The sequence below is a fragment of the Roseococcus sp. SYP-B2431 genome (assembly GCF_004336745.1).
In the GTDB taxonomy this organism is placed as follows: domain Bacteria; phylum Pseudomonadota; class Alphaproteobacteria; order Acetobacterales; family Acetobacteraceae; genus Roseococcus.
The window spans coordinates 584,898-611,847 of sequence record NZ_SJXD01000022.1; the positions used below are offsets into that span (position 1 = coordinate 584,898).

The window sequence follows — 26,950 nt, forward strand, 5'->3', positions numbered from 1 at the left end:
GACTGGCCGGAATTAGTTCCGGAAGATCTTGCCCGGATTGAGGATGCCCTTCGGGTCCATCGCAACCTTCAGCGAGCGCATCACTGCCATGGCCTCGGCGCCGTGCTCGGCCTCGAGGAACTCGCGCTTGCCCAGGCCGATGCCATGCTCGCCCGAGCACGTCCCGCCGAGGTCCAGCGCGCGCTTCACGATCTTCCGGTCCAGCTCCCAGGCGCGTTCCAGCGCCTGCGGATTGCCGTCCTCGACGAGGATCACGGTGTGGAAGTTGCCGTCGCCCACATGGCCGACGATGGGCGCCATCAAACCGGATTCCTCGATGTCGCGCTTGCAGCCCAGCAGCGCCTCCGCCAGCCGCGAGATCGGCACGCAGACATCGGTGGCGATGCCGCGCGAGCCCGGCTGCGCCGCGATGCAGGCCCAATAGGCGTCGTGCCGCGCCTTCCACAGCCGGTTGCGGCTCTCGGCGTCGCGCGCCCATGAGAAGCCCTCGGCGCCGTATTCGGAGGTGATGCCCTCGACCAGCTCCGCCTGTTCCACCACGCCGGCCTCGGTGCCGTGGAACTCCAGGAAGAGCGTGGGCACGGGCCGGTAGCCCTCCAGCTTCGAATAGCTGATGCAGGCGGCCATCTGCACCTCGTCCAGCAGCTCGATACGGGCCACGGGCACGCCGGCCTGCATGGTGGTGATGACGCTGTTCACCGCGGCCGCCAGCGTCGGGAACTGGCAGACGGCCGAGGTCATCGCCTCGGGAATGCCATGCAGCCGCAGCCGCACCTTGGTGATGATGCCGAGCGTGCCCTCGCTGCCGATGAAGAGCCGCGTGAGGTCGTAGCCGTTCGCCGCCTTGCGCGTGCGCCCGCCGGTCTCGACCACGCGGCCATCGGCCAGCACGACCTCCAGCCCCAGCACGTTCTCGCGGATGGTGCCGTAGCGCACGGCATTGGTGCCACTCGCCCGCGTCGCGCACATGCCGCCGATGGTGCAGACGGATCCGGGATCGACGGGGAAGAACAGGCCCTGGTCGCGCAGGTGCTCGTTGAGCTGCTGGCGCGTGACGCCCGGCTCGATGAGGCAATCCATGTCCTCGGCGTTCACCTCCAGCACCGCCGTCATGCGGCTGAGGTCGAGCGAGATGCCGGCGCGCACGGGGTTCACATGGCCCTCCAGCGAGGTGCCGGCGCCGAAGGGGGTGATCGCCACGCCGTGCCGGTGGCAGAGCTTCACGATCTCGGCCACTTCCGCCGTCGTCTCCACGAAGGCCACGGCGTCGGGCAGGGTCGGCGTCGTCGTGTCCTCGCCGCGGCTGTGCTGCTGGCGGATCGTGTCGTTGGTCGTCAGGCGGTCGCCGAGCAGGACGCGCGCGGCAGCGATGACGGCGGCGGCCGGGTTGGGCGGGATCTCGTTCATGGGCGTGTCCTTACGCGCCAAGGCGTAACATGCGCGCCGCGGCGATCAAAGCGAGCGGAGCCGGGCCGCGGCGGCCATTCGCCGCCCGGGCGATTCCATGGGTGAATAGCGCTCTAAGCAAAGCTAAGTGCCGGATATTTTCGCCCCTGGCCGCGTTGACGCCTTCCCGGCCCGCTCCTAGCGTTCCCTCCCATTTCGCGACGGAGGAAAATGCGGTGGCCAATAAGGTTAAGGATGCGTGGAAGGCCGGTAAGGCCGTGGTCAACGGATGGCTCGCCATCCCCAATGCCTTCTCGGCGGAAATGTACAGCCGCGCGGGCTGGGACAGCGTCACGGTCGACATGCAGCACGGCGTGCAGGACTACATCTCCTGCGTGTCCTGCTTCCAGGGCATCCAGCCCTCGGGCGCGACGCCGATGGTGCGCGTGCCGTGGAACGAGCCCGGCATCGTGGGCAAGGTGCTCGACGCCGGCGCCATGGGCGTGATCTGCCCGATGGTGAACACGGCCGAGGAAGCCCGCGCCCTGGTGCAGTACTCCAAGTACCCGCCGGCCGGCACCCGCTCGAACGGCCCCATCCGCGCCGGCGCCTATGGCTCCTCGGGCGGCTACCAGAAGACGGCCAATGACGAGATCCTCGTCATCCCGATGATCGAGACCAAGACGGCCATCGAGAACATCAAGGCGATCCTGGACGTTCCCGGCATCGACGGCATCTATGTCGGCCCGTCGGATCTTTGCTTCTCCTACGGCAAGGAGCCGAAGCTCGACGTCGAGGATCCGGAGATCCTGGCAATCTACGACATGCTGCTGGCCGAGACGTCCAAGCGCGGCATCGCGGCCGGCCTGCACAACGGCACGGCCGAATACGCGAACAAGATGATCAAGAAGGGCTTCAAGCTCGTCACGATCGCCAACGAGGTCGGCCTGATGGTGCAGGCCGCGACGGCCGCCGTGAAGACGGCCCGCGGCTGACCGGATCGCCGGCCCGCGGGGAACCGCGGGCCGGCCTTCTCACCCGAACATCTTTTGCCGGCTGACCCCCAGGATGTCGTTCAGCAGGGCCAGCGCGATGCCCGACGCCACCAGCAGCACTCCCACCAGGAACACCCGCATCGCGCGCTCGTAGCGCGTGGCGAGGAGCGAGTCCCGGCGGAGCAGCTCGGCCAGGGCCTCCACCTGAAAGCCGATGCCCACTGCCAGCGGCGTGAGCGGCAGCAGATCGATGGTGCTCCAGTCCAAAGGGTTGGACGCCCAGTGGCTGAGGAAATTCAGCGAGAAGCCGAGGATGATGCCGACGGCCGTCAGCGAGCCGTTGCGGAAATTGGAGTCGATCGTTTCCGGCTCGGGCGTCGGTTCCATGCCCCATTGTAGCGACAAGGACGTGTAAAAGGGGCCAGAATGCGCCCCATGCGATGGGCTGCGATCCTGGTCTCGGCCGTGCCTGCGCTGCTGGGCGGCGCCTGGGCGCTCGACTGCGCCTTCCCGCCGCCCATGGCCCGCTTCGAGAACCTGGCCCGCGAGGTCGCCGCGCGCGACGGCCGCACCCTCTCCGTCCTGCCCGCAGCCGGCGGCGTCTGGCGCCTCCGCACGCGTCTCGAGGATGTCCCGCCGCATCTCCTCGCCATGCTGATCGCGGCCGAGGACCGGCGCTTCCGCCTCCATCCCGGTGTCGATCCCCTCGCCCTCGCCCGGGCCGCCGCGCAGTGGATCCGCGCGGGCCGCGTGGTCTCCGGCGGCTCCACCCTCTCCATGCAGGCCGCGCGCCTGCTGGAGCCGCGGCCGCGCAACCTGCGCAGCAAGGCCATCGAGATCGCGCGCGCATTGCAGCTCGAATGGCGCCACGGCAAGCGCGGCGTGCTGGAGATCTGGCTGACCCTCGCGCCGCAGGGCGGCAATCTGGAGGGGTTGCGCGCGGGCGCGCTGGCCTGGTTCGGCCGCCCGCCCTCCGCGCTGGACGCGGCGGAAAGCGCGCTGCTGGTGGCGCTGGCCCGGCGGCCCGAGGCGCTTCGCCCAGACCGGCATCCCGAGGCCGCGCGGCTGGCCCGCGACGCCGTGCTGCACGCCCGCGCGCCCGACGTGGCCAGCCGGGCGGAGATCGCCCTCGCCGGCGAGGTGCCACCGCGGCGCCGCAGCCTGCCCCGCCTCGCCCCGCATCTCGCGCGGCAGCTGCGCGAGGGCCCCACCACCATCGACCTCGAGCTGCAGCGCGCCGTCGAGACCGTGGCGCGGGAGGCGTTGCAGCGCCTTCCGGAGCGCGTCTCGCTCGCGATCATGGTGAGCGATCTGCGGTCCCGCGAGACGCGTGTCCTGGTCGGCGGCGACTGGATGAACCCGGCGCGGGCCGGCGCGCTCGACCTTTCGCGCGCCATACGCTCGCCGGGCTCCACGCTGAAGCCGCTGATCTACGCGCTCGCCTTCGAGAACGGCACCGTCACGCCCGACACGGTGCTGGCGGACCTGCCCCGCCGCTTCGGCGACTATGCGCCGGAGAATTTCGACCGCGCCTTCCAGGGCCGCCTGCGCATCGCCGACGCGCTGCGCCAGAGCCTCAACCAGCCTGCCGTCGCGCTGCTCAACGAGCTCGGGCCGCTGCGGCTGGCCGGCGCGATGAAGGCCGCGGGCGTGCTGCCGCGGCTCCCGCCGGGCACCGAGCCCTCGCTGCCGCTGGCGCTGGGCGGCGTCGGCGTGACGCTGCGCGAGATGGTCGGCCTCTACGCCATGCTGGGCGACGGCGGCCGGGCCGCGGGCGCCGGGGCATCCGTGGTCGAGCCGCGGGCGGCGGCGCTGGCGAGCTCGCTCCTGGTGCAGCCCTTCCCCGGCGGCGGCCCGGCCGGCATCGCCTGGAAGACCGGCACGAGCTGGGGCGGCCGCGACGCCTGGTCCTTCGGGATGGACCGCCGGCACGTCGTCGGCGTCTGGATCGGCCGGCCCGACGGCACGCCCATGCCGGGCGCGACCGGCGCGCGGCTGGCGCTGCCGCTGCTGGCGCAGGTCTTCGAGCGCCTGCCCGCCGCGCCGCGTCCTGCCGCGCCGCAGCGGGCGCTCGGCGTCGCCGCCGCCGCCCCGACGACCGACGCGTTGCGCCTGCTCTTCCCGCCGCCCCGCGCCGTGCTGCCGGAAGCCGGGCGCGTCGTGCTGCGTGCCGCCGGCGGCCAGCGCCCGCTGACCTTCCTCGTGGACGGCGCGCCCCTGCCGGCCGACCCGGCCCGGCGCGAAACCGCCTGGGTTCCCCCGGGGCCGGGCTTCTACCGGATCACCGTGCTGGATGCCGAGGGGGCCGCGGCGGGAACGGAGCTGCGCGTCCGCTGAGGCTGGCCCGGCGCGCCAGACCGTGAGGACGATTGACCGCTTCGGCGATTCCGCCTCAGTGGATCGTGCTCTAACGGCAGGCCCGCTCCTCGCTGAACTCGCGCGCGATCCGGGCGCGGAACTTCACCTGCGCGAAGACCGAGGTCAGCCGCGCCACGCTCGCTTCGGCCGGCGCGGCGACGGCGGCTGAGGCGGCCTCGGCAGTGAGCTGGGCCAGCCGGGCGCAGCCGCAGGCGCGGAAGGTGGCGGCGGCGGAATTCAGACCGGAGACCGCGCGCTCGCCGCGGGCGCGGCCCTCGCCGACGCCCGGCACGCGCTGCGCGGCCTCCCGCTCCACCGCGCGGAGCAGGCCGAGGCCCTCGCCGAAGCCGCAGCTCTGACGCGGGATGCCCTCCTCCGTCCTCGCGCCCGGGCCCAGGCTCTGGGCCATGAGCAACGGCGCGCAGGCCGCCAGGATCAGGACACGCCGCATCGCGCCAGGGCCTCCCGCATGTGGTCCGGAATGGGGGCGGTGGCGCGGCGCTCGGGCTCGAGCGGCAGGATCAGCGTCCGGGCCAGGAGCTGCAACCGGCCCTCCCCGCCGCCATAGAAGCCGTCCCCCCGGATCGGGCAGCCCAGATGCGACATGTGGAGGCGCAGCTGATGCGTGCGACCGGTGCGCGGGGTCAGCTCGACGGCGGTGGCCGCGCCGTCGCGGCCGATCACCCGCCACTCGGTCCGCGCCGGCAGGCCGGCGGGGTCGACGAACATCCGCCAGCCCGCCTCCTTCGAGCTGCGCTTGAGCAGCGCCGCCTCGCAGACGCCCTCCTCGGCGGGCGGCGGCGCGATGAGCACGGCCCAGTACGTCTTCCGCGTGCGCCCCTCGGCGAAGAGCCGGTTGAGCGCCGCGATCGCCGGCTTGGTGCGGCCCAGCGCGAGGCAGCCGGAGGTGTCCATGTCCAGCCGGTGGGCCGGCTGCGGGAGGTGCCGCCTTCCCTGCTGCAGGGCCGGCAGCCAGTCCGACAGGCTGGGGCCGCCCCGCGGCCCGGGATGGACCGCGAGCCCGGCCGGCTTGTCGAGAATGAGGATCTCCTGGTCCTGATGCAGGATGCGTGCAGCCATCCAATCGGGCAGCATGACCTTCTTGTCAGGTGATGGAGGATCCGCGTGGCGGAATTTCGTCTGCACTGCTTCCCCGAGTCCGGCGGCTGCTACAAGGTCGCCCTGATGCTGGCCCTTTCCGGCGTGGAATGGGAGGGCATCTGGGTGGACTACTTTCGCGGCGTCGGCGAGACCCGCACGCCCGAATGGCGCGAAAAGGTCAGCGTCATGGGCGAGGTTCCCGTCCTGGAGCACGAGGGGCGCAGCCGCTCGCAATCCGGCGTGATCCTGACCTACCTCTCGCAAAGGCTGGGCCGCTTCGCCGCCGAGGATCGCGAGGAGGAGCTGCGCTGGATCCTCTTCGACAACCACAAGTTCACCTCCTACCTCGCCACCTGGCGCTTCCTGCTCGGCTGGGCCGAGAAGCCGGACCCGGCGGTCGTCGCCTTCTTCCGGACCCGGGTGGAGAACGCCTTCCGGGTGGTCGAGGCGCAGCTCGAAGGGCGCGACTTCCTGACCGGCGGCGCGCCCTGCATCGCCGACGTCTCGCTGCAGGGCTACCTGCACTACCCGCAGACGGAATGGCCGCTGGAGATGGCGGGCTACCCGAACGTCTCGGCCTGGATCGGGCGTTTCCGCGCCATGCCGGGCTACAAGCCGCCCTACGATCTGTTGCCGGGGCCCCGCACGCCGCCGCGATGAAAGCTTGACTTCCGGCCTCCCGATGCCGTGCGATGACCGGACAAACCGGCGCAAAGCCGGCACTTCAGGGAGGCTTCACGATGGATCAGCAGGACCGGCCGGTCGGCCGGCTGTCGCGGCGTGCGCTGGGCCGGATGGCGATGGGCGCGGGCGCGCTCGGCGCCGGGCCGGCCATGGCGCAGACGGGCGCCTGGCCCACGGGCTCCGTCCGCTTCATCGGCGTCTTCCCGCCCGGCGGCGGCACCGACATCCTCTCGCGCATCTGGTGCCAGAAGATGTCGGAGCTGACGCAGCAGCAATTCGTCGTCGAGAACCGCTCCGGCTCGGCCGGCAATGTCGGGACGGAGGCGATCGCGCGCGCGGTGCCGGATGGGCGGACCATCGGCCTGGGCAGCGTGGCGCCGCTGGCCATCGCGCCGACGCTCTATGCGCGCCTGCCCTTCGACGTGACGAAGGACTTCACCTATATCGCCGGCCTCTGGCAGCTGCCCAACCTGCTGGTGGTGAACAACGACGTGCCGGCGCACACGGTGCCGGAGCTGATCGCGCTGCTGCGCGCCAATCCCGGCCGCTACACCTTCGCCTCCTCCGGCTCGGGCACCACGGTCCATCTCTCGGGCGAGATGTTCAAGACCATGGCGGGCGTGGACATGCTGCACGTCCCCTATCGCGGCGGCGCTCCGGCCCATATCGACCTGCTGGGCGGCCGCGTTCACATGATCTTCGACAACATCCCGCAGGGCCTCGCTTCCGCGCGCGAGGGCAAGGTGCGCGCGCTGGCTGTGACCGGCGCGCAGCGGAGCCCCCAGGCGCCGGAGATCCCGACGATGGCCGAATTCCTGCCGGGCTTCGAGATCACCTCCTGGGGGTCCGTCATCGGGCCGGCGGGGATGGCGCCCGCGGCGGTGGACCGCATCGCGCAGCTCGCCAAGCGCGCGCTGGAGGCGCCGGACACGGTGCGGCTCTTCGAGGAGAACGGGGCGACGCCCTGGTGGACCTCGCCCGAGGATCTCGCCTCCTTCCGGATGCAGAACGAGGCGGCCTTCGCGCCGCTGATCCGGGCCTCGGGCGCGCGGGTGGACTGAAGCGCTATCCCAGCTCGATGCGCGCCGACCGCACGATCCCGCCCCATTTCGCCATCTCGGCCGCAACGAAGCGCCGGAACTCCTCGCTGGTCGAGCCGTGCGGCACGCTGAAATCCTGGCGCAGGCGCTCGCGCATCTCCGGCGTCTCCAGCCCGCGCCGGATTTCCGTGTTCCAGCGCGCCACGATCGCCGGCGGCGTCAAAGCGGGCATGACGAGCCCGGTCCAGTTGACGGCCAGGAAGTTCTCGAAGCCGGCCTCGACCATGCTCGGCACCTGGGGCAGGGCCGGCGAGCGCTCGGCGGTGGTGACCGCCAGCGCCCGCAACTCGCCGGATTCGATCAGCCCGCGCACCGGCGGCGGGCTGGAGAAGTAGAAATCCACCCGGCCCGCCAGCAGATCGGCGGTCACGGCGCCGGCCCCGCGATAGGGCACCACCAGCACGTCGGCGCGGAGCCGCTGCCCCAGCAGCTCGCTCGACAGATGCGCCAGCGTGCCGTTGCCCGGATGGCCCGCCTTCATCGGCTCGCGCGCCGTGCGGATCGCCGCGGCCAGCTCCTGCACGGTCCGCCAGGGGGAGGTCCGCGCCACCACCAGCACCAGCGGCTGCATCGCCAGGAGCGAGACGAAGGCGAAGTCGCGCAGCACGTCGTAGGGCATGCTGCGATAGAGGGAGGGGTTCACCGCCAGGTTGGAGCATTGCCCCATGCCGATGGTGTAGCCGTCGGCCGTCGCCTTCGCGACGGCGTCGAGGCCGATATTGCCGCCCGCGCCGGGCCGGTTCTCCGGCACCACGGTCCAGCCGGCCACGGCCAGCATGCGCGCGGCCACCTCGCGGCTGATCGCGTCCGTGCCGCCGCCGGGCGGGAAGGGGACGACGAGCCGGATCGGGCGTTCCGGATAGGCGGGCTGCGCCCGTGCGATGGCGGGGGCCGCGAGCGCTGCGGCCATCAGGGCACGGCGAGGGGTCAATGGGGTCATGCCGCGGCCTCCCTGCCGCTCGATCTTCCCCGCCAGTCCTACACGGCCCGGCCCGCGGACGGGAGCCGGGCGTCGCGGTAAGACTGGCAAGGCCCGGCGCTACGGCGCCGGTACCCGGTCGAGGAAGCCGATCACCGAGCGGATCCGCCCGCCCTCGACGACAGGACGTCCGACCCCTGGATCGGATGGTCCGGCCCAAGGCCCCCAGGGGAAAGGCCCCAAGAGAAGCGCACGAAGTCGCCATGCCCGTCGGCGGGCCTGACCAGCCCGAAGCGGAAGCCGGGAAAGCGAGCCTGGACGGCGCCGACGAGGGCGTCGATCTCGGCATGGCCCTGGCCCTTCATGAGAGGGTCGATATAGGTCGCGCCCTCGGTCCAGCCCTGCGCGAGCAGCGCCTTGCGGCGCCCCGCATCGGTCTCGTTCCATAGCGCGATGTAGCTCTCGGCGATTCCGGCCGCGTCGGTCATGGCAAGCCTCCTTCTGCGATCGCCCGGCCATTCCGGGCGGCGCGGAAGATGCGGGGAGGCAAGCCGGCGCGCGATGACGTGGCAGGTCATCGCGCGGGCCGGCCGGGCCTCGCCATAAGCGCGGCGTCAACGACAGGAGACCGCCATGCCCGCCTATGCCATCGCCCAGTTGAACGACGTCCAGCTCGGACCCGACATCGCCGACTACCTGATGCGGATCGACGCCTCGCTGGAGCCCTTCCAGGGCCGCTTCCTGATCCACGGCGCCGAGCCGGAGGTCCTGGAGCCGGGCTGGACAGGCACCATCGTCGTCATCGCCTTCCCGGACATGGCCGCGGCCCGGGGCTGGTACGAGTCAGCGGCCTATCAGGCGATCCTGCCGCTGCGCACGAGGAACTCGACCTCGACGGCCTTCCTCATCGAGGGCACGAAGGACGGCTACCAGGCCAAGGATTTCCTGGCCCGAATCATGGCCTGAGCGCGTGGGCCGTCGCCTCGTCGGCCGGCAGGAAGGCCTCGATGGCCAGCTCCGCCAGGCCGATGTCGCGCGGCGCGCCGAAGACCATCGACGTGCTGATGAAGCTCAGGACGCCGTGCTGAGTCCTGAGTTGAAGCGGCACGGCCAGGGAAGCGAGGCCATCGTCAACGGCTTCGCCGCTCTCGTGCGGATAGGACTCCAGCTCCTGGCGCAGGGAAGCCAGCACGGGATCGCCGCTCTCCGCGATTTGCCGGTCGAGGCGCGCCAGCAGGTGCTCGCGCCATTGCGCGAGGTTGGCGATGCGCGGCGCCAGGCCGGACGGATGCAACGACAGGCGCAGCACGTTCACCGGCGGCGCGAGCAGCGAAGCCTCCGCCCCGGCCAGGAGCGGCGCCACGCCGGCGTTCATCGCGACGAGGTTCCAGTGCCGGTCCACCGCGACCGCCGGAAAGGGCTCGTGCCCCGTCAGGATCCGCTGGACCGCCGCGCGGATCGCGGCAAAATCCGGATCACCCAGCCCGCGCTCGCGATAGAAGGGCGCGAAGCCCGCGGCGAGCAGCAGCACGTTGCGCTCGCGCAGCGGAACCTCCAGCTGCCCGGCGAGAAGGACCACCATCTCGCGGCTGGGCTGGGACCGGCCCGTCTCGAGAAAGCTCAGGTGCCGGGCCGAGACGCCGGCATCCAGCGCGAGGTCGAGCTGGCTGAGGCGCCGCCGCTGCCGCCACTCGCGCAGGAGCTCTCCGACGGCGCGCATCTACCTGGCGGCTCCGCCGCGGGCTGGCGGCTCCGCCGCGGGCCATCTCACTCGGCGGCGGCTGGCGCCGCCTCGACGACCTTCGGCTGCGCCTGCATCCAGGCGAAATACAGCTCGCGCGCCTTCGTCGCGAAGGGCCCCGCCTGGAGGTCGCGGCCGTTGTAGCGATTGACCGGCTGAACCTTGGCGTAGTTGCCGGTGGAGAAGATCTCGTCCGCCGCCTCCAGCTCCTCGGGGCGCACCGTGCGCTCCTCGACCGTGACGCCGGCCTCGCGCAGCAGACCCATGATCCGGCGGCGCGTGATGCCGGCCAGGAAGGTGTGGTTCGGCGCCGGCGTCACCACCACGCCGTCCTTCGCGAACCAGATGTTGGAGGTGGCGAACTCCGCCACATTGCCCGCGATGTCGCAGAGCACCGCATTGTCCGCGCCATGTGCCCGTGCCCAGGCCGCCGCGCGCTGGCTGTTGGGGTAGAGGCAGGAGGCCTTGGCGTCGGTGGGCGCCATGTCCGGCGCGGGGCGGCGATAGGGCGCCATCATCGCCGAGAAGCCGCCGAAGCCCGGCAGGGGCGCGTCGTAGATGGCCAGCAGGAACTCCGTGCTGTCCGGGTCGGGCTGCGAGGAGCCGATGGAATTGCGCACGAAGAACATCGGCCGGACATAGACCGTGGCCTCCGGCCCCATGCGCCGGATGCCCTCGCGCGCCAGGGCCTCGATCTCCTCGGCGGTCACGGGGGGCTTCATGGCCATGACCCTGGCCGAGCGGATCGCCCGGGCGCAGTGCTGGTCGAGGTCGGGCGCCCAGCCGGTGATGGCGCGCGCGCCGTCGAAGATCACGGAGCCCTGCCAGAAGGCATTGTCCATTGGGCCGAGCAGCTTCGGCTCCTCGGTCGACCACTCGCCGTTGTAGTAATACACGCCCGCCATGGCGGCTTCTCCCAGGATCAGGCCGTTGTATTTGCCATGACGGGCACCGGCGCGGAACCCTCGGCCCCCGCCCGGGGCGCCCGCTCCTCCCGCAGCATGTAGTCGCGGGAGAGGGGCAGGGCCTCGACCGTCCGGGCGAGCTGGACCTGCCAGTTCATGTGGCCGCCATGGCGGAAGACGCTCTCCGCGCCCGCCAGGTAGAACTCGAACATCCGGCAGAAGCGCTCGCTGTGGCGGGCGCGGATCTCGTCGCGATGGGCGGCGAAGCGCCTGCTCCATTCGCGGAGCGTCAGGGCGTAGTGCAGCCGCAGGATCTCGATGTCGGTGGCCCAGAGCCCGGCCTTCTCGATCGCCGGCACCACCTCGGACAGAGCGGGGGAATAGCCGCCGGGGAAGATGTACTTGTTGATCCAGGGGTTGGTCGCCCCCGGCCCGCAGGATCGGCCGATGCCATGGACCAGCGCCACCCCGTCCTCGCGCAGGTTCCGCGCGATCGCGCCGAAATAGGTCGCGAAATGGTTGATGCCGACATGCTCGACCATGCCGACCGAGACGATGCGGTCCACCGGCCGGTCCCAGGCGCGGTAGTCCATCAGCTCGAAGCGCACCTGGCCGCCCAGGCCCGCGGCCTCGGCCCTGGCCTGGGCGACGGCCAGCTGCTCCTGCGAGAGGGTGATTCCGGTCACCCGCGCGCCGCATTCGCGCGCCAGCGTCAGGGCCATGCCGCCCCAGCCGCAGCCGATGTCCAGAACCTCGAGTCCCGGGCGATCGAGCCGCAGCTTGGCCGCGATGTGCCGCTTCTTGGCGAGCTGCGCCTGCTCCAGCGTTTCGGTCCCGGTCGGGAAATAGGCGCAGGAGTATTGCCGGTCCTCGTCCAGGAAGAGGCCATAGACGGCCTCGTCGATATCGTAGTGATGGGAGATGCGCCGCCGGGCGAGGCCCGCGGGGTTGAGCTGCCGGAAGCGGCGGATGGCCCGCCGGACCCAGTCCAGCATCCAGGAGAAGCCCGGATCGCCGCTGAGCGTCTGGTTGAGGGTCAGCACGTCCAGCATGTCGTGGAGATCGCCGGCGATGGGCTCGATCTCGCCGTCCATGTAGAGCTCGCCCAGCGCGAGGGACGGATTCATCGCCATGCGCCGCACCGCGCGGCTGGTCTTCAGGTGAAAGCCCCCTGCGGGGCTTCCGCCGGGGCCGAGGGTGGCCTCCTGGCCATCAGGAAAACGTACGACGAGCGCGCCCCGTTGGACGAAGCGGCGCAGCATCCAGTGCAGCACCTCTGTTTCTCCCCAACCTTCCCAGGAGAAGATGTTACGCCTAAGGCCGCCGCATTCCGCAAGCACTCCGTCGTTACGTCCGAGGCATGGCCCGGTTGTGAGCTTCCTGTTGAAGGATCGCGGGGCGCGACGGGGCGCGACGCTCTTGGCCGCACCGCAACGAGACGGCCCGTTGTAGGGGCCGGATGCGCGGACTAGCCTTCCCTCATAACAGGGGGGAGGAACCCGCAATGACCATCCATTTCGTCGTGCATGACGAGGGGGATTCCGTCGGCGTCGTCGTGGTCGAGGGCTTGAGCGCCAGCAACCGCATCAACGGCTGGGTCATGGACCAGGACAAGATGATCGAGTTCGACGCCAAGTCGGACATCCCGATCGGCCACAAGCTGGCGATCAGGCCGATCAAGGCCGGGGACACCATCATCAAATACGGGGTGGATATCGGCAAAGCGGTGGCCGACATCGCCGCGGGCGAGCACCTGCACGTCCACAACGTCAAGACGAAGCGCTGGTAAGGGGAAGCGGGATGGGCATGGACCTGAAAGGCTCCTCTTTCGAGGGCTGGCGGCGCGAGAACGGGCGGATGGGCGTGCGCAACCACGTCGTCGTCCTGCCGGTGGACGACCTCTCGAACGCGGCGGCAGAGGCCGTGGCGAACAACATCAAGGGCGCGATGGCGATCCCGCACGCCTATGGGCGCTTGCAGTTCGGCGCGGACCTCGACCTGCACTTCCGCACGCTGATCGGCACGGGGACGAACCCGAACGTCGCGGCGGTGATCGTCATCGGCATCGAGCCGGGCTGGACGGGGAAGATCGTCGAGGGCATCGCCGCCAGCGGCAAGCCGGTCGAGGGCTTCGCCATCGAGCAGAACGGAGACATCAATACTATCGCCAGCGCCTCGCGCGCCGCCTACCGCATGGTGAAGCACGCCTCGCGGCTGAAGAAGGTGAAGGCGCCGCTGGTGGAGCTCTGGGTTTCAACCAAATGCGGCGAGAGCGACACGACCTCGGGGCTGGCCTCCTGCCCCACGGTGGGCAATGCCTTCGACAAGCTCTGGGAGGCCGGGCACACGCTGGTCTTCGGCGAGACCACGGAGCTGACGGGCGGCGAGCATCTCGTGGCGGCGCGCTGCCGGACGCCGGAGATCCGCCAGCAGTTCCAGGCGATGTTCGACCGCTACCAGGGCGTGATCGAGGCCAACAAGACGAGCGATCTCAGCGACAGCCAGCCCACCAAGGGCAATATCGAGGGCGGGCTGACCACCATCGAGGAGAAGGCGCTCGGCAATATCCAGAAGATCGGGAAGAAGTGCCTGGTGGACGGCGTGCTGGACAAGGCGGAGGCACCCACCGGCTCCGGCCTCTGGTTCATGGACTCGTCCTCGGCGGCGGCGGAAATGGTCACGCTCTGCGCGGCCTCGGGCTATGCCGTGCATTTCTTCCCGACGGGGCAGGGCAACGTCATCGGCAACCCGATCCTGCCGGTGATCAAGCTGACCGCGAACCCGCGCACGCAGCGCACCATGTCCGAGCACATCGACGTGGATGTGACCGGCCTCCTGCAGAAGAGGATGAACATGGACGAGGCCGGCGAGGCGCTGCTCGACTGCATGCTGCGCACGGCGGATGGGGAGCTGACGGCGGCGGAACTGCTGGGCCACCGCGAGTTCTCGCTGACGCGGCTCTACGAGAGCGCGTAAGGGCTTGAGGGGGTTCTTCCCCCTCGTCGCCTCCTTCAGCCGGCGGGAATGCGGTTGAAGACCAGGGCGCCGAGGGCCGCGGCGCGGTCCTCGGTGCAGCCGTCGCGGCCGGTGCGGCCCGTCATGGCCATGATCGCCAGCGCGATCTCGGCCTGCGGGTCGTTGGCGCGCGGACCGGGGTCCGCGAGGCAGACCGGGCCCTCGACCGTCCATCCCGCGTCGAAGACGGCGTCCGGCGCCGGCGCCGGACGGATCCCGATCCGGTCATAGACCTCGATGCGCGCGGCCTTGTCCTCGGCCGACCTCAGCAGGTTCACGCAGGCGCGGTGATAGGGCGCCAGCGCCACGCCCTCGGCCGTGCTCGCCCAGGGGCGGTAGCCGAGGCGGATGCAGGTGCCGATCGCACCGGCCGAGCAGGTCAGGCGCACGGCGCCGGCCGGGCCGGGGAAGACCATGGCCTGCGCGCCCGCCTCGCAGGATTCGCTCCATTGCCCGTCGGTCCCGCGCACCGAGAGGCGGTACAGCCAGACGTCCCCCGCCCGCGCGCCATCGTCGGGACGCGCGGCATCCACGCGCAGCTCGGCACCCTGGAAGGGCAGGACCACGCCGACCAGCTCCGCCCCGCGCAGGACCCGTCCATCGGGGAGTTGCGCGCGCAGGTCGCCGCCCTCGGCCGTCACGGCGACGGGGCTGGAGGCCGCGAAGGCCGAGGCCGGCAGCAGCAGGATGGGCAGGATTCGCAGGAAGGTCCGGATCATGACGCCTCGACAGCTCGGAATGCCGCGGGCCGGCCGCGGCGGTGTCCATTGTCTGGCGTCCCCGATCGCGCGGTGCGGTGCGACCGGGACCATGCTAGCCGCGCGTCACGCGGTTGAAATACGCCGGGTTGCATCGCCTGGCAAATTATCCGGACCTGTTGCCTGAACGACCCGCATTTCCCGGATGGGAAGGTTCAGACGGGTTCGAGGCCCTTCTCCACATAGAGCAGCGCCACAGAGGGTCCGGCGATCGCCGCGACGAAGTCACGCGCCTCCCGCTCCTTGCCGGTTTCCGCGAAGAGGCCGGCCGAGAAAATCGTATCCGGCTGGAGCTCCTTGGGAATCCTGCCCAGGATGTCGATGCCCGGCACCGCCATCAGCTCGCTCACCTGCTGGACGGCCAGCTCCACCTTTCCGTCCAGCAGCAACTGGCCCGTGAAGCCGCTCGGAATGACGGTGGCCTTGGCGTTCACCTCCGCCGCCAGCCCCATCCGCTCCAGCAGGCCGGCGAAGAAGATGCCGCTGGCCCCGGCGCGCGAATAGCCGATGGTCCCCGCCGCCAGGAGCGTCTGCCGGAAGGCCTCTACGGTCGAGATGTCCGGCCGTGCCGCGCCCGGCGCCACCGCCATGCCGACATGGGAGCGCGCCAGGTCCACCCGGCTGCCGGAGGCCAGTACGCCGGCGGCGGTGAGCTCGTCGATCGCGTCCGAGGTCAGGATGGCGAGGTCCGCCCGCTCGCCGGCCTGGATGCGGTCCACCAGCCGCTTCGTCGGTTCGTAGACGGCGTCCACCTCCAGGCCGAGGCGCGGCAGGAGCTCGTCCAGCACGCTGACCACGCCGAGGGTCGAGAAGAGTTTGAGATCAGCCACATGCGCCTCCTGATGCGGGGCGATGTTCCTCCGGCGCCGCGGGACGGGCAAGGCGCGCGCGACGGACGCGACACGTTGGGGAATTCCCGCGGACACCTCGAGCGGCGAGGATCGGGCATTGGCCTGGGGGATGAGCTGCGATGTGGGATTTCTCGGTGGGCCGGGCGCTCGGCCTCATGGCCCGGACCGCGCCGTTCATCGTCTTCCGCATGATGGTCTATGCCGGCATCGCCGCCGCCTATGTGATCGCGACCGGCGTCGGCGCCGGGCTTGGCTGGCTGATCGGCGCGGCGGGGAGCGCGGATTTCCGCGCCGCGGCCACCGGGATCGGCGGCTTCGCGGGATTCGGGCTGGTGGGCGCCGTCCTCTACATGCTGCGCGAATACCTTCTCTACGTCGTGAAGGCCGGCCATATCGCCGTGCTGGTCGAGGTGATGGAGGGCCGCCCCATCCCCATGGGCCGCGCCCAGATCGACCATGCCAGCGCCATGGTGCGCCGCCGCTTCGCCGAGGCCAACACGCTCTTCGCCATGGACCTGCTCATCAAGGGCGTGCTGGGCGTGATCATGGGGCTGATCCAGGGCATCGCGAATCTCCTGCCCATCCCGGGGCTCGACGGCATCCTCGGCTTCATCCGCGCCGTGCTGCGCGTCTCGCTGGGCTTCATGGACGAGGTGATCCTCGCCCACATCTTCCGCACCAACCCGGCGAACAGCTGGGAGGGCGGGCGCCAGGGCCTGGTGCTCTACGCGCAGAACGGGACGGCGATCCTGCGCAACGCCGCCTTTCTGACCTTCATCATCTACGGGCTGACCTTCGTGATCTTCCTGCTCATGCTCGCCCCGGCGGCGGCCGTGGCTTACGCCCTCCCCGGCGGCTGGTCGGCTGGCGGCATCGTCTTCGCGCTGCTCTTCGCCTGGGCGGTCAAGGCGGCGCTGATCGAGCCCTTCGCCATCGCCTGCATGATGCAGGCCTTCTTCAAGGTCTCCGCGGGCCAGGGGCCGGACCCGGCCTGGGATGCGCGGCTGGCCTCCGCCTCGGGCAAGTTCCAGGAGCTGCGGACGAAGGCGATGGGCTGGGCGCCCCGCCCCGCGACCTGACGGAGTTGTCGCGGAGGCGCGCCCACCCTTATCTACGGCCATGGCCGCTCCCGCCCCCGCCGTCTTCGACAGCCCCGACCCCTCCTTCGGCGACCTGCTCGCCGCCCGCCCCGCTTTGGCCATGGATCCCCTGGCCGGGCTGATGATGGAGGAGGTGCCGCTGGCGCGCATCGCCGCCGCCGCCGGCACGCCGAGCTGGGTCTATTCCGCCGGCACGCTGCGCCGCCGGGCCCGCATGCTGAAACACGCCCTGGCCGAGGCCGGGCTCGACGCCTCCATCCACTACGCCACCAAGGCCAATCCATCGCTGGCCGTGGTGAACCTCCTCGCGCAAGAGGGCCTGGGCGCCGACGTGGTCAGCGAGGGCGAGCTGCGCGGCGCGCGGGCCGCCGGGGTGCCGGCCTCGGGCATCGTCTTCTCCGGCGTCGGCAAGACCGAGCGCGAGATGCGGCTGGCCATCGCCGAGGACATCCTGCAGCTCAACATCGAATCCGCCGAGGAGGCGGAGATGCTGAGCGCCGTCGCCGCCTCGCTCGGCCGCCGCGCGCGCGTGGCGCTGCGGGTGAACCCGGACGTGGACGCCAGGACCCACGCCAAGATCACGACGGGCCTGACGGAGAACAAGTTCGGCGTGCCCATCGCCACGGCGCCGGAGCTCTATGCCCGGATCTGCGCGCTGCCGGGCCTCGATCCGGTGGGGCTCACCGTGCATATCGGCAGCCAGATCGCCCAGGGCGTCGCCTCCTATCGGGCGGCCTACCAGCGCCTGGGCCAGCTGGTGCGCGAGCTGCGGGCGGCGGGCCATCCCGTCCAGCGCGTGGATTGCGGCGGCGGCCTCGGCATCCCCTACCGGGACGAGATCCCCGGCTCGCCGGCCGCCCTGGCCGGCGCCATCAAGGCGGGCCTGGGCGACCTCGGCGTGAAGATCATGCTGGAGCCGGGCCGCTGGATCGCCGGCCCGGCCGGCGTGCTGCTGGCCCGCGTGATCGTCGAGAAGCATGCCGCCACCCGGCGCTTCGTGATCGTGGACGCCGCCATGAACGACCTGCTGCGCCCGGCCATGTACGAGGCCTGGCACGGCATCCTCCCGGTCTCGCCGGCGGCCTTCCATGCGCCGCTTTCCCCGGCAGACGTGGTCGGACCTGTCTGCGAAAGCAGCGATACCTTCACCAAGGGCCGCGACCTGCCGGCCCTGCCGCCGGAATCCCTCGTGGCATTCCTGGACGCGGGAGCCTACGGTGCCTCCATGAGCAGCACCTACAATGCCCGGCCGCTGGCGGCCGAGGTCATGGTCGAGGGCGCCCGCTTCTCCGTGATCCGGGACCGCCAGTCCTACGACGCCCTGCTGGCCGGCCAGCGCCTCCCGGCCTGGGTTCAGGAGCCCACTCCGGGATGACCGAGCCGAGCCTTCGCCGCAAGCGCGCCCTCGCCCGGGCCGTCCTGTGGTGGGAGGCCGCCTGGCCGGCCGCCTGGCCCGCCCTGGGCGTGGTCGGCGTCTTCGCCGTGCTCGCGCTGCTGGGGCTTCCGGCGCTGGTGCCGGGCTGGCTGCATCTCGTCGCGCTCCTGGTCTGGCTCGGAGCGCTCGGCTGGGCCGGCTGGCGCGGCTGGACGAGCTTCCGCCTGCCCGATGCCGCCGCGACCGACCGCCGGCTGGAGCGCGCGACCGGCCTCTCGCACCGGCCGCTGGCGACCTTGCAGGACCGGCCCGCCACCGCCGACCCGGCGGGCCTCGCCCTCTGGTCCGCCCATCAGGCCCGGATGCGGCGGATGATCGGCCGGTTGCGCGTGGGATTCCCGCGCCCCGGCCTCGCGGCGCTGGATCCGCGGGCGCTGCGCGGCGGACTCCTGGTCGCCCTCGCCGCGACGCTGGTCATGGCCGGCGCCGATGCGCCCGCTTTGCTGGCCCGTGGCCTGACGCCCAGCTTCGCCGCCACCCCGCCCCCGGCCCCGCTGCGCTACGAGGCCTGGGTCACGCCGCCCAACTACACCGGCGCACCGCCCATCTTCCTGCCCGCCGGCGGCGGCACCGCGACCGTGCCGGCCGGCAGCCGGCTCCAGGTCGCCATCTCGGGCGGCGGCAGCTCCGCCGTGCCGGAGATCTCCGGCGCTCCCGGGCTCGCCTTCGAGGCGCTGGGCGGGGGCAGCCACACGGCCCAGGCCACGCTCTCGGCCGGAGCCCGCATCGCCATCCAGCGCGAGGGCCGCGAGCTGGTCGCCTGGAACCTCGCCGTCCAGGCCGACGCCCCGCCGATCGCGGCCTTCACCGAGGCGCCGGCCCGGGCGCAGCGCGGCCTCGCCATGCGCGTGCCCTGGCGCGCCGAGGACGACTGGGGCGTCGTCGCCCTTCGGGCCGAGTTCCGCCTCGCCGCCCGGCCGGACGCCGCGCCCGTCACGCTGGACATGACGCTGCCCTCCGCCGCGCCCCGGCAGGCGCGCGGACTGGCCCAGCCGGACCTGTCGGCGCATCCCTGGGCGGGGCTTGCCGTCGTGCTCCGGCTCGTCGCGCGCGACGGCGCCGGGCAGGAAGGCACCTCGGAGGAGGCGCAGATCGAGCTGCCGGAGCGCAGCTTCAACCACCCCGTCGCCCGCGCCATGATCGAGGTGCGCAAGGGCCTCTCGCTGGATCCGGAAGCACGCCGTCCCGCCATGCGCGAGCTGGAGCGGCTGACCAACGAGCCCCAGGCCTTCGAGCATGATTCCGGCACGCTGCTCGCGCTCCGCACCACGCGCGGCCAGCTTCAGCGCGACCGGCGGCCCGAGGCCGTCGCCGAGGTGCAGGAGCTGCTCTGGGAAGCCGCCCTCGCCCTCGAGGAAGGCCGCGACAGCCGCACCGCCCGCGCGCTGGCCGAGGCGCAGCGCCAGCTCCGGGAGGCCCTGGACGAGGCCGAGCGCAACCCGCAGGACGAGCAGCAGCGCAGCGAGGTGGAACGCCGGATCGAGGAGCTCCGAGAGGCCATCCGACGGCACCTGGAGGCGATGGCCGAGCGCCTGCAGCGCGAGAATGCCGAGGCGCTGCCCTATGATCCGCAGCAGCGCATGCTCGATCAGCGCGACATGGACCGCCGCACCCGCCGCATGGAGGAGGCCGCGCGGCAGAACCGCATGGAGGAGGCCCGCCGCGAGCTGGCCGAGCTGGAGGAGATGCTGCGCGCCCTCCAGGAGGGCCGCGTGGCGCGCGGGGAGAGTCCGGAGCGCCAGCGCCAGCGGGAGCGCGGCCAGCAGCAGATGGGCGCCGTGCAGGACATGGTGCGCCGCCAGGGCGAAATGGTGGACCAGGGCCAGCGCCGCGCCGAGCAGTCGGAGCAGCGCGCGCAGCAGCAGCGGCGCCAGCAGCAGCAATCGCCCTGGAACCGCCCGCAGGCCGATCCCGGGCAGCAGCAGGCCGAGCGCGAGGCGCAGCAGGGCGCCCGCGACGATGCGCGCCGCCAGCGCGCGCTGCGCCGGGCCCTGGGCGAGCTCATGCAGCAGCAGGGCGACCTGACCGGCGAGGTCCCGGAGGCCCTGGGCCGCGCCGATCAGGCGATGCGCGAGGCGCAGGAGGCCCTTGGCAACGGCACCGATGCCCGGCCGCACCAGCAGGAGGCCATGCGCCGGCTCCAGGAGGGCGGCCGCCAGATGGCGCAGCAGATGCAGCGCCAGTTCGGCCAGGGCCAGGGCGAAGGGGAAGGCGAGGGCGACGAGGACGGCCCCGGCGACATGGAGATGGGCGGCGAGGGGGACGGGCAGCAGCAGCTCGGCGAGGGGCGCGACCCGCTCGGCCGCCGCGGCCGCGAGAATACGGGCAATGCCGACAACGGCAGCGACACCCGCGTGCCGGAGGAGGCGGAGCTGCTCCGCACCCGCCGCCTCCAGGAGGAGCTGCGCCGCCGCGGCGCCGAGCGCGAGCGGCCGTCGGAGGAGCTGGACTACATCGACCGGCTGCTGCGCCGCTTCTGAAGGGCCGGGGGGAGCCGCCCCCTGGGGTCAGCTCGACGCCATCTCCTGCGGCCGGCCCTGCCGCATCAGGAGAAAGCCCATGATCACGAGCTGCACCAGGTTCAGCGCGATACCCGCCCACCAGGCCGCGGCGTAGAAGCCGACGCGGTCGTAGATCGCGCCGGCCAGCCAGGCGCCGAAGGCCATGCCGCCCAGGCTCGCGAAGAACATCACGGGCACGCGCCAGCTCGCCTCGGCCGCCGGGAACAAGGAGCGCACCGCCATCACATAGGCGGGCACGATCCCGCCGAAGCCGAGGCCGTAGGCGGCCGAGACGAAGAAGAGCCCGGCCTCGTCCTGCGTCGCGAGGAAGCCCAGCATCCCAGCCACCTGCGCGATCGAGCCGAGGAACACCGTCCACAGGCCGCCGATCTTGTCCGAGAGCCAGCCCCAGAACTGCCGCGCCAGGAAGGCACTCAGCAACAGCACCGACAGCATCGACGCCCCGCGCGCCGCGGAGATCCCGAGGTCGCCGCAGAAGGCCACCAGATGCGCCGCCGGCATGGCCATGGGCACGCAGCAGAGGAAGGAGCAGGCGGCGATCAGGAACATCGCCATGTTCGGCGCCATGCCGAGCACGCGGCCGCCGGCGAAGGCCCGGATCCCGCCCGGCCCGCCCTGCGCCAGGGGCGCCGGCTTCAGCACCAGCGCGGCGACGGTCAGGACGGCGCAGGCCGCCAGGAGGCCGTAGGCCTGCATGGTGCGCTGCCAGCCGATGGCCGCGATGGCGCGCTCGAAGAAGAAGGGCCAGATGAAGCCTGCGGCGTACTGGCCCGAGGAGACCAGCGCGAGCGCCGTGCCGCGCCGCCGGTCGAACCAGAGCGAGACATAGGCGAACATCGGCGGAAACAGGGCACCGTTGCCGAAGATCCCGACGCCCAGCCCGATCCCCGCCAGCAGCGACCAGGACTGCCCCAGCGAGGCCAGGAACAGCCCGGCGCAGATCGCGATCCCGCCCATCATGGCCACGCGCCGCTGGCCGATCCGCGCCGCGAGCAGCCCGCAGACCACGCCGCCGATCCCGCTGCCCATATAGGCCACCGAGGTCGCCAGCGACGGCAGCGACCGGCCCTCGCCCAGCGTCTCCGCGATGGGCACCAGCCCCACCACGACGATGAGCGGCGCCCCCGCGGCCATGGCGAGCATGGCCAGGGCAGCGATGGCGATGATCCAGGACTGGCGCGTCTCGACGCTGGCCGCGGCGGCGGCGTCCGGCATGTGATGGTTTCCCCCTGGATCAGTCTCGGCGGAAGGCGGTCAGCCGTCCAGGCCCGCCAGGTGGGCGGCGAAGCGCGGCATGCCCTCGATATGCGGCACGCCGAGTCCGGGCACGATCCCCAGCACCCGGCAGCCCGCCGCCATGCCGGCCGCGGCGCCGGGGGCGCTGTCCTCCACCACCAGGCAGTCCTCGGGCCGGACGCCGCAGGCACGGGCCGCGGCGAGGTAGAGGTCCGGCGCCGGCTTGGGCAGCTCGACATCCTCGAAGCTGAAGATGCGGCCCTCGAAGTAGTGCGCGAAGCCGAGCACGCGCATCTTCACGGCCAGCTCGCCGCGCGAGGAGTTGGAACAGAGCGCCATGGGAAGGCCGGCCGCCCGCACGGCCTCCAACGCCGCCCCGGCGCCCGGGATCGGGCGAAGGCCGGTGGAAAGCGCCGCCTCGATGCGGCGGCCAAGCGCCCGGGACCAGCCGGCCGGCAGCCTTCCGATGCGGGCCTCGATCTTCGGCTCCATGTCGGGCAGCGCCAGACCGAGGAACTCGTGCTGCGCCTCATGCGGGGTCATGGGCCAGCCGAGGGCGGTCAGCTCCTCGGCGACGATGCCGTTGGCCACGCCCTCGCTATCGGCCAGCACGCCGTCGCAGTCGAAGAGGACGGCCCCGATGGCGGCGGTCCTCATGCCGCCTTGGCGAGCAGGGCATTGGCCTTGGCATGGGGGCAGTCGCTGTGCTCGCGCGGGCATTGGCGGGCGCCGGCGAAGCTGCAGAGCGTGCGCGCCGAGTGCTGCGTCCGCCGCGTGAGATCGGCCAGCGCGGCGATGAAGCCGGCATCGGCATTCTGGGCCGGCACGCGGAAATAGCCGGGAATCCCGTGCTGTTCGGCGACATGCCGATATTCCACATCCAGCTCCACCAGCGTCTCGGAATGCTCGGAGACGAAGGCGATGGGGCAGATCAGCACCGCCACCTTCTCCCCCGCGGCCCGCACGATCTCGGCCTCCGTCGAAGGTCCGATCCACTTCTGCGGCGTCACGCGCGACTGGTAGCAGACCACGTGGTCCAGCCCCGGCAAGTCCATGGCCGCGACCACGGCCGCCATGGTCCGCTCGACCTGCCATTGATAGGGATCGCCCGCCTTGACGATCCGCTCCGGCAGGCCGTGCGCCGAGAAGAGCACGCGCAGCTTCACCTCCGCCGGCAGTTCCGCCCGCGCCTTCGCATGGGCCTCCTCCACCAGCCGGGCCGTCGCCTGGGCGAAGCCGGCATCCGAATGGAAGCAGCAGAGGGTGGAGGTCGGCAGCGCGAGCCCGATGGCGGCGCTGGCCTCGTTCCAGGCGGTGACGGAGCTTCCCGTCGTGGTCGAGGAATATTGCGGATAGAGCGGGATCAGCAGGACTTCGTCCGCGCGCCAGTCCTTCACCGCGCGGGCGGCCTCGTCCGAGAAGGGGTGCCAGTACCGCATGGCGACGAAGCAGCGGTACTCCGTGCCGGGTTCCCTCGCATTCAGCGCGGTTTCCAGGGCCCGGGCCTGCTCCTCCGTCAGCTCGCGCAGCGGCGACCTGCCGCCGATGATGGCGTAGTTCTCCTGCGCCGCCTTGACCCGCTTCCAGGCGATCAGCCGCCCGAGCCAGGGCCGCACGAAATCCGGCACCCGCAGGATCGCCGGATCGGTGAAGAGGTTGACCAGGAAGGGCCGCACCGCCTCGGGGGCATCGGGCCCGCCGAGGTTGAACAGCACCACCGCCACGCGCCGTGTCATCTGCAATTCCTGGTCATCCAGAGCATCATCCGATCAGACGGAATCGTTTGGTCGGATCAAGATGCTCGCAAAAACAAATCGCTGGAGGCTTCGCAGTGAGCCCTTGCGAACGAAGAAGGCTCCAGCGGGACATACCCCCTCTCGCCTCGGTTTCAACCCACCCCTGACCGGCCCATCGCTCAGGCGGCCCGCAGAAGCTTCATCAGCGCGGAAACGTGTTCGGGCGGCGTCGGCTGCTCCACGCCGTGGCCGAGATTGAAGATGAAGGGCCGCCCCTTCATGGCCTGCAGGATGCCCTGGGCCTGGCGCTGGAGGGCCTCGCCGCCGGCCAGCAGGGCCTCCGGGTCCAGATTGCCCTGGAGGGCCGTGGCGGCCGGGATATGCGCCGCCGCCCAGGCCGGGTCCATCGCCGTGTCCATGGCCACCGCCTGCACGCCCGTCGCGGCCGCGTATTCGACCAGCATGGGCCCGGCCAGCCGGGGGAAGCCGATCACCGGGATATCCGGCCGCGCCGCCTTCAGCGCCGCCCGCAGCCGCTTCGTGGGGGCGATCACCCATTCGCGGAAGGCGCTCGGCGGCAACTGGCCGGCCCAGCTGTCGAAGATCATCAGCACCTCGGCGCCCGCCTCGGCCTGGGCCAGGAGATAGGCCAGGGTGGCCGCCTCGAGCTTCGCCATAAGCTCGCAGAAGAAGGCAGGGTCCTCGTGGACCAGCCGGCGGGCTTGCTTGAACTCGCCGCCGCCCTTGCCCTCGACCATGTAGCAGGCGACCGTCCACAGCCCGCCCGCGAAGCCGATGAGCGTGGTCCCGGGGTGCTCGGCCGCCAGCGCCGCGCGGACCCGCCGCACCGTCCCCATGATCGGTGCCGCCCTGGCCACGGCGCCCTCGACGTCCAGCGCCGCCAGCCCCGCGCGATCGCGGATCGGCGGCAGGCGCGGGCCTTCCCCTTCCGCGAAGGTCAGGCCCTGTCCCATCGCCCAGGGCACGATCAGGATGTCCGAGAAGAGGATCGCCGCATCCACGCCGTAGCGCCGGACCGGCTGCAGCGTGACCTCGGCCGCCAGCTCCGGGTTGAGGCAGAGCTGCATGAAGCTTCCGGCCTGGGCCCGCGTCGCGCGGTACTCGGGCAGATGCCGCCCTGCCTGGCGCATGAGCCAGGCGGGTGGCGGCCAGACGCTCTCCCCGGAGAGCACCTGCAGAACGGGTTTGGCTGACATGGCCGGGACCAAACCAGAGAAATAAGAAAAGAAGAAGAGTCTGTGGTGGTAGATAGGGCCTGTGGATAACGGGTAGGCAATTCGCCCCGGAACCATCCACAGGCTTGTCCCTGGGATTGACTCGACGGGAATCCCCCTGGCCGCCAGCCCGTCCCGCCGATGTCCCGAATCCCGGCCCTGGCCTTCCGGGATCATACAGGCCGGGGAAAGATGTTCCGGTTATCCCCGCTGACCCGGCCGGCATTGCGGCGGGCCCCGATCCATCCCCATGATCCCCGGAACACAGGCAATTCATCCACAGGCCCCCATGGCGATCCGCCAAACCAACCTTCACCTGGTCTCCGACAGCACCGGCGAGACGCTGAACAGCATCTCGCGCGCCGTCATCGCCCGTTTCGACAGTCCGGGCATCGTGCAGCACCGCTGGTTCCTGGTCCGCTCCCGGATGAACCTCGACCGCGTGATCGAGGGCATCGAGCAGGAGCCGGGGCCCGTCATCTTCACCCTGGTCGACCGCAGCCTGCGCCACACGCTGGAGGAGACCTGCTCGCGCCTCGGCATCTCCTGCCTTTCGGTGCTCGACGGCGTCACCGAGCTGCTCCAGGCCGAGATCGGCGCCCGGGCCATGGAGAAGCGCGCGGCCCAGCACGTCATGGACGCGGATTATTTCCGGCGGATCGACGCCATGCACTACGTGCTCAGCCACGACGACGGCCAGGGCACGGCCGGCATCGCCAATGCGGACGTCGTCCTCGTCGGCGTCTCGCGCAGCAGCAAGACGCCCACCTGCTTCTATCTCGCCAACCGCGGCGTGAAGGCGGCCAATATCCCGCTCGTCCCGGGCGCGGCCCTGCCGCCCGAGCTCGAGAACCCGCCCTGCCCCGTGGTGGGCCTGACCATCGACGCCGTCGCCCTGCTCGACATCCGCCGCCATCGCCTCCGCATCATCGGCGCCGACGGCATGCGCATGGGCGAGAGCGAATATGTGGACCCCGAGGCGGTGAAGAAGGAGATCCTTGCGGCCCGCCGCCTCTGCGCCGCCCGCGGCTGGCCCGTCATCGACGTCACGCGCCGCTCCATCGAGGAGACGGCGGCCACAGTGATGCAGCAGGTCGATCTCTGGCACGCCAAGCACGCCCGGCGGGCCGCGGCCCCGGAGGACCCGGCCGCCTCGATCCTGGGCACCAGGGCGTGAGGCTCATCCTCGCCTCGCAGAGCCTTGCCCGCCGCGCCCTGCTCGAGGGCGCGGGGCTGGAATTCGACTCCCTGCCCGCGTCGGTGGACGAGGCCACCATCAAGGAGAGCGCCAGGGCCGAGGGCCTGCCGCCGGCCGAGGCGGCGGCGCTGCTGGCCGATGCGAAGGCCTCGCGCATCGCCAGGCGCCATCCCGACGCGGTCGTCATCGGTGCCGACCAGCTCCTGGTCTGCGAAGGGGAATGGTTCGACAAGCCGGTCGATGTCGAGGCCGCGCGCGCGCATCTGCACCGGCTGCGCAACCGCGCGCACGAGCTCGTCACGGCGACCGTCGTCTGGCGGAACGGCGGGCGCGCCTGGCATCACGTCGCCACGCCGCGGCTCGCAATGCGCGATTTTTCGGAGGCCTTCCTCGACGAATACCTCGCCAGGGAAGGCGCCTATGTGACCTCCAGCGTCGGGGCCTATCGGTTGGAGGGGCTGGGGATCCAGCTCATGCGGGAGATTCGCGGCGACCACTCCGCGATCCTGGGGCTGCCGCTGCTGCCGCTGCTCGCCTATCTGAGGGAGTCGGGCGTCATCCCAAGGTAGCATCCGAGGGGGCTTTGCCCCGGGCAAGCCTGCGGGAAGCTTGCCTTCCTGCAGCACCGATCGGTTGCCGGCGGGCGAGCGCCGCGCTACCAAAAATCAAAACCAG

General features: G+C 71.6%; 27 protein-coding genes. 12 read left to right on the top strand and 15 right to left on the bottom strand.

The window, feature by feature from the left end; all coding sequences use genetic code 11:
- Positions 1–12: 12 nt before the first annotated feature.
- Positions 13–1,407, bottom strand: a complete 1,395-nt coding sequence (locus EJV46_RS10865; RefSeq protein WP_131548637.1) for an FAD-binding oxidoreductase — start codon at positions 1,405–1,407, stop codon at positions 13–15.
- A 215-nt stretch (positions 1,408–1,622) separates the two neighbouring features.
- On the opposite strand from EJV46_RS10865, the gene EJV46_RS10870 reads away from it, so the two are divergent.
- The gene (locus tag EJV46_RS10870) at positions 1,623–2,381 is read left to right on the top strand and encodes an HpcH/HpaI aldolase/citrate lyase family protein (RefSeq protein ID WP_165585471.1); all 759 of its coding nucleotides are present in this window, start codon (positions 1,623–1,625) and stop codon (positions 2,379–2,381) included.
- Positions 2,382–2,420: 39 nt separating this feature from the next.
- Here the strand turns inward: EJV46_RS10870 and EJV46_RS10875 are convergent, their stop codons facing one another.
- Positions 2,421–2,768 (bottom strand): hypothetical protein, encoded by a 348-nt coding sequence (locus EJV46_RS10875; protein WP_131548639.1) that lies wholly within the window; start codon positions 2,766–2,768, stop codon positions 2,421–2,423.
- A gap of 48 nt (positions 2,769–2,816) precedes the next feature.
- Between EJV46_RS10875 and pbpC the strand changes: the two genes are divergently transcribed.
- On the top strand, positions 2,817–4,718 hold the full coding sequence (gene pbpC / locus EJV46_RS10880) for a penicillin-binding protein 1C (protein WP_131548640.1): 1,902 nt from the start codon (positions 2,817–2,819) through the stop codon (positions 4,716–4,718).
- A gap of 70 nt (positions 4,719–4,788) precedes the next feature.
- Here pbpC and EJV46_RS10885 read toward each other — a convergent pair whose 3' ends face one another.
- Complete coding sequence (locus EJV46_RS10885; protein ID WP_131548641.1) at positions 4,789–5,190, bottom strand: hypothetical protein; 402 nt, start codon at positions 5,188–5,190, stop codon at positions 4,789–4,791.
- Positions 5,175–5,819, bottom strand: a complete 645-nt coding sequence (locus EJV46_RS10890; RefSeq protein ID WP_240782504.1) for an RluA family pseudouridine synthase — start codon at positions 5,817–5,819, stop codon at positions 5,175–5,177. The genes EJV46_RS10885 and EJV46_RS10890 overlap by 16 nt, the downstream gene beginning before the upstream one ends.
- 45 nt (positions 5,820–5,864) lie before the next feature.
- Here EJV46_RS10890 and EJV46_RS10895 point away from each other — a divergent pair, with 45 nt between their 5' ends.
- Both EJV46_RS10895 and EJV46_RS10900 read left to right on the top strand, forming a co-directional pair.
- Positions 5,865–6,500: a glutathione S-transferase family protein gene (locus tag EJV46_RS10895; protein WP_131548643.1), complete on the top strand. Its 636-nt coding sequence runs from the start codon at positions 5,865–5,867 to the stop codon at positions 6,498–6,500.
- Between the two features lie 80 nt (positions 6,501–6,580).
- Positions 6,581–7,585: a tripartite tricarboxylate transporter substrate binding protein gene (locus tag EJV46_RS10900; RefSeq protein ID WP_165585472.1), complete on the top strand. Its 1,005-nt coding sequence runs from the start codon at positions 6,581–6,583 to the stop codon at positions 7,583–7,585.
- A 4-nt stretch (positions 7,586–7,589) separates the two neighbouring features.
- Here EJV46_RS10900 and EJV46_RS10905 read toward each other — a convergent pair whose 3' ends face one another.
- Positions 7,590–8,564 carry a tripartite tricarboxylate transporter substrate binding protein gene (locus EJV46_RS10905; RefSeq protein ID WP_131548645.1) on the bottom strand — a complete coding sequence of 325 codons (975 nt, stop codon included), beginning with the start codon at positions 8,562–8,564 and terminating at the stop codon, positions 7,590–7,592.
- A gap of 131 nt (positions 8,565–8,695) precedes the next feature.
- Positions 8,696–9,031 carry a nuclear transport factor 2 family protein gene (locus tag EJV46_RS10910; RefSeq protein ID WP_240782505.1) on the bottom strand — a complete coding sequence of 112 codons (336 nt, stop codon included), beginning with the start codon at positions 9,029–9,031 and terminating at the stop codon, positions 8,696–8,698.
- A gap of 145 nt (positions 9,032–9,176) precedes the next feature.
- On the opposite strand from EJV46_RS10910, the gene EJV46_RS10915 reads away from it, so the two are divergent.
- The gene (locus tag EJV46_RS10915) at positions 9,177–9,509 is read left to right on the top strand and encodes a DUF1330 domain-containing protein (RefSeq protein ID WP_131548646.1); all 333 of its coding nucleotides are present in this window, start codon (positions 9,177–9,179) and stop codon (positions 9,507–9,509) included.
- Here the strand turns inward: EJV46_RS10915 and EJV46_RS10920 are convergent.
- Genes EJV46_RS10920 through EJV46_RS10930 form a run of 3 tightly spaced genes read right to left on the bottom strand, consistent with a single transcriptional unit; the run spans position 9,499 to position 12,451 of the window.
- Positions 9,499–10,263 (bottom strand): helix-turn-helix domain-containing protein, encoded by a 765-nt coding sequence (locus EJV46_RS10920; protein ID WP_131548647.1) that lies wholly within the window; start codon positions 10,261–10,263, stop codon positions 9,499–9,501. The two genes, EJV46_RS10915 and EJV46_RS10920, sit on opposite strands and share 11 nt — an antisense overlap.
- Before the next feature lie 47 nt (positions 10,264–10,310).
- Entirely contained in the window at positions 10,311–11,189 is an 879-nt protein-coding gene (locus tag EJV46_RS10925; protein ID WP_131548648.1) for a branched-chain amino acid aminotransferase, read from the bottom strand.
- Between the two features lie 17 nt (positions 11,190–11,206).
- Entirely contained in the window at positions 11,207–12,451 is a 1,245-nt protein-coding gene (locus EJV46_RS10930; RefSeq protein WP_131548758.1) for a cyclopropane-fatty-acyl-phospholipid synthase family protein, read from the bottom strand.
- A 242-nt stretch (positions 12,452–12,693) separates the two neighbouring features.
- On the opposite strand from EJV46_RS10930, the gene EJV46_RS10935 reads away from it, so the two are divergent.
- Positions 12,694–12,978 (top strand): UxaA family hydrolase, encoded by a 285-nt coding sequence (locus EJV46_RS10935; RefSeq protein WP_131548649.1) that lies wholly within the window; start codon positions 12,694–12,696, stop codon positions 12,976–12,978.
- Positions 12,979–12,995: 17 nt separating this feature from the next.
- Positions 12,996–14,165 carry a UxaA family hydrolase gene (locus EJV46_RS10940; protein ID WP_206020767.1) on the top strand — a complete coding sequence of 390 codons (1,170 nt, stop codon included), beginning with the start codon at positions 12,996–12,998 and terminating at the stop codon, positions 14,163–14,165.
- A 35-nt stretch (positions 14,166–14,200) separates the two neighbouring features.
- On the opposite strand, the gene EJV46_RS10945 is transcribed toward EJV46_RS10940, so the two are convergent.
- Both EJV46_RS10945 and EJV46_RS10950 read right to left on the bottom strand, forming a co-directional pair.
- A complete protein-coding gene (locus tag EJV46_RS10945) occupies positions 14,201–14,923 on the bottom strand; it encodes an ADYC domain-containing protein (protein ID WP_131548650.1) in 723 nt (240 codons plus the stop codon).
- A gap of 194 nt (positions 14,924–15,117) precedes the next feature.
- Entirely contained in the window at positions 15,118–15,792 is a 675-nt protein-coding gene (locus tag EJV46_RS10950) for a substrate-binding domain-containing protein (RefSeq protein WP_165585473.1), read from the bottom strand.
- A 140-nt stretch (positions 15,793–15,932) separates the two neighbouring features.
- Here EJV46_RS10950 and EJV46_RS10955 point away from each other — a divergent pair, with 140 nt between their 5' ends.
- The 3 genes from EJV46_RS10955 to EJV46_RS10965 are packed head-to-tail and all read left to right on the top strand — an operon-like array spanning position 15,933 to position 20,828.
- A complete protein-coding gene (locus EJV46_RS10955; RefSeq protein ID WP_131548652.1) occupies positions 15,933–16,892 on the top strand; it encodes a hypothetical protein in 960 nt (319 codons plus the stop codon).
- Between the two features lie 40 nt (positions 16,893–16,932).
- Entirely contained in the window at positions 16,933–18,288 is a 1,356-nt protein-coding gene (gene lysA / locus EJV46_RS10960; protein ID WP_131548653.1) for a diaminopimelate decarboxylase, read from the top strand.
- A complete protein-coding gene (locus EJV46_RS10965) occupies positions 18,285–20,828 on the top strand; it encodes a TIGR02302 family protein (protein WP_131548654.1) in 2,544 nt (847 codons plus the stop codon). The genes lysA and EJV46_RS10965 overlap by 4 nt, the downstream gene beginning before the upstream one ends.
- 27 nt (positions 20,829–20,855) lie before the next feature.
- Here EJV46_RS10965 and EJV46_RS10970 read toward each other — a convergent pair whose 3' ends face one another.
- The 4 genes from EJV46_RS10970 to hemE form a co-directional block, all read right to left on the bottom strand.
- On the bottom strand, positions 20,856–22,085 hold the full coding sequence (locus EJV46_RS10970) for an MFS transporter (protein WP_131548655.1): 1,230 nt from the start codon (positions 22,083–22,085) through the stop codon (positions 20,856–20,858).
- 39 nt (positions 22,086–22,124) lie between these two features.
- Positions 22,125–22,763 (bottom strand): HAD family phosphatase, encoded by a 639-nt coding sequence (locus EJV46_RS10975; protein WP_165585474.1) that lies wholly within the window; start codon positions 22,761–22,763, stop codon positions 22,125–22,127.
- Positions 22,760–23,842, bottom strand: coding sequence for a ferrochelatase (hemH, locus tag EJV46_RS10980; protein ID WP_206020768.1), 1,083 nt, complete (start codon positions 23,840–23,842; stop codon positions 22,760–22,762). Before hemH ends, EJV46_RS10975 begins: the two co-directional genes overlap by 4 nt.
- 179 nt (positions 23,843–24,021) lie before the next feature.
- Positions 24,022–25,059, bottom strand: a complete 1,038-nt coding sequence (gene hemE / locus EJV46_RS10985; RefSeq protein ID WP_131548658.1) for a uroporphyrinogen decarboxylase — start codon at positions 25,057–25,059, stop codon at positions 24,022–24,024.
- Positions 25,060–25,366: 307 nt separating this feature from the next.
- Between hemE and EJV46_RS10990 the strand changes: the two genes are divergently transcribed.
- Both EJV46_RS10990 and EJV46_RS10995 read left to right on the top strand, forming a co-directional pair.
- On the top strand, positions 25,367–26,254 hold the full coding sequence (locus EJV46_RS10990; RefSeq protein WP_131548659.1) for a pyruvate, water dikinase regulatory protein: 888 nt from the start codon (positions 25,367–25,369) through the stop codon (positions 26,252–26,254).
- Positions 26,251–26,844, top strand: coding sequence for a nucleoside triphosphate pyrophosphatase (locus tag EJV46_RS10995; RefSeq protein ID WP_131548660.1), 594 nt, complete (start codon positions 26,251–26,253; stop codon positions 26,842–26,844). The genes EJV46_RS10990 and EJV46_RS10995 overlap by 4 nt, the downstream gene beginning before the upstream one ends.
- Positions 26,845–26,950 lie beyond the last annotated feature (106 nt).

Bases quoted from the DNA above. Each gene is read 5' to 3' on its own strand.
- EJV46_RS10865 (WP_131548637.1), bottom strand. From the start codon at position 1,407: ATGAACGAGATCCCGCCCAACCCGGCCGCCGCCGTCATCGCTGCCGCG.
- EJV46_RS10875 (WP_131548639.1), bottom strand. From the start codon at position 2,768: ATGGAACCGACGCCCGAGCCGGAAACGATCGACTCCAATTTCCGCAAC.
- pbpC (WP_131548640.1), top strand. From the start codon at position 2,817: ATGCGATGGGCTGCGATCCTGGTCTCGGCCGTGCCTGCGCTGCTGGGC.
- EJV46_RS10885 (WP_131548641.1), bottom strand. From the start codon at position 5,190: ATGCGGCGTGTCCTGATCCTGGCGGCCTGCGCGCCGTTGCTCATGGCC.
- EJV46_RS10890 (WP_240782504.1), bottom strand. From the start codon at position 5,819: ATGGCTGCACGCATCCTGCATCAGGACCAGGAGATCCTCATTCTCGAC.
- EJV46_RS10900 (WP_165585472.1), top strand. From the start codon at position 6,581: ATGGATCAGCAGGACCGGCCGGTCGGCCGGCTGTCGCGGCGTGCGCTG.
- EJV46_RS10905 (WP_131548645.1), bottom strand. From the start codon at position 8,564: ATGACCCCATTGACCCCTCGCCGTGCCCTGATGGCCGCAGCGCTCGCG.
- EJV46_RS10910 (WP_240782505.1), bottom strand. From the start codon at position 9,031: ATGACCGACGCGGCCGGAATCGCCGAGAGCTACATCGCGCTATGGAAC.
- EJV46_RS10915 (WP_131548646.1), top strand. From the start codon at position 9,177: ATGCCCGCCTATGCCATCGCCCAGTTGAACGACGTCCAGCTCGGACCC.
- EJV46_RS10920 (WP_131548647.1), bottom strand. From the start codon at position 10,263: ATGCGCGCCGTCGGAGAGCTCCTGCGCGAGTGGCGGCAGCGGCGGCGC.
- EJV46_RS10925 (WP_131548648.1), bottom strand. From the start codon at position 11,189: ATGGCGGGCGTGTATTACTACAACGGCGAGTGGTCGACCGAGGAGCCG.
- EJV46_RS10930 (WP_131548758.1), bottom strand. From the start codon at position 12,451: ATGCTGCGCCGCTTCGTCCAACGGGGCGCGCTCGTCGTACGTTTTCCT.
- EJV46_RS10935 (WP_131548649.1), top strand. From the start codon at position 12,694: ATGACCATCCATTTCGTCGTGCATGACGAGGGGGATTCCGTCGGCGTC.
- EJV46_RS10940 (WP_206020767.1), top strand. From the start codon at position 12,996: ATGGACCTGAAAGGCTCCTCTTTCGAGGGCTGGCGGCGCGAGAACGGG.
- EJV46_RS10945 (WP_131548650.1), bottom strand. From the start codon at position 14,923: ATGATCCGGACCTTCCTGCGAATCCTGCCCATCCTGCTGCTGCCGGCC.
- EJV46_RS10955 (WP_131548652.1), top strand. From the start codon at position 15,933: ATGTGGGATTTCTCGGTGGGCCGGGCGCTCGGCCTCATGGCCCGGACC.
- lysA (WP_131548653.1), top strand. From the start codon at position 16,933: ATGGCCGCTCCCGCCCCCGCCGTCTTCGACAGCCCCGACCCCTCCTTC.
- EJV46_RS10965 (WP_131548654.1), top strand. From the start codon at position 18,285: ATGACCGAGCCGAGCCTTCGCCGCAAGCGCGCCCTCGCCCGGGCCGTC.
- EJV46_RS10970 (WP_131548655.1), bottom strand. From the start codon at position 22,085: ATGCCGGACGCCGCCGCCGCGGCCAGCGTCGAGACGCGCCAGTCCTGG.
- EJV46_RS10975 (WP_165585474.1), bottom strand. From the start codon at position 22,763: ATGAGGACCGCCGCCATCGGGGCCGTCCTCTTCGACTGCGACGGCGTG.
- hemH (WP_206020768.1), bottom strand. From the start codon at position 23,842: ATGACACGGCGCGTGGCGGTGGTGCTGTTCAACCTCGGCGGGCCCGAT.
- hemE (WP_131548658.1), bottom strand. From the start codon at position 25,059: ATGTCAGCCAAACCCGTTCTGCAGGTGCTCTCCGGGGAGAGCGTCTGG.
- EJV46_RS10990 (WP_131548659.1), top strand. From the start codon at position 25,367: ATGGCGATCCGCCAAACCAACCTTCACCTGGTCTCCGACAGCACCGGC.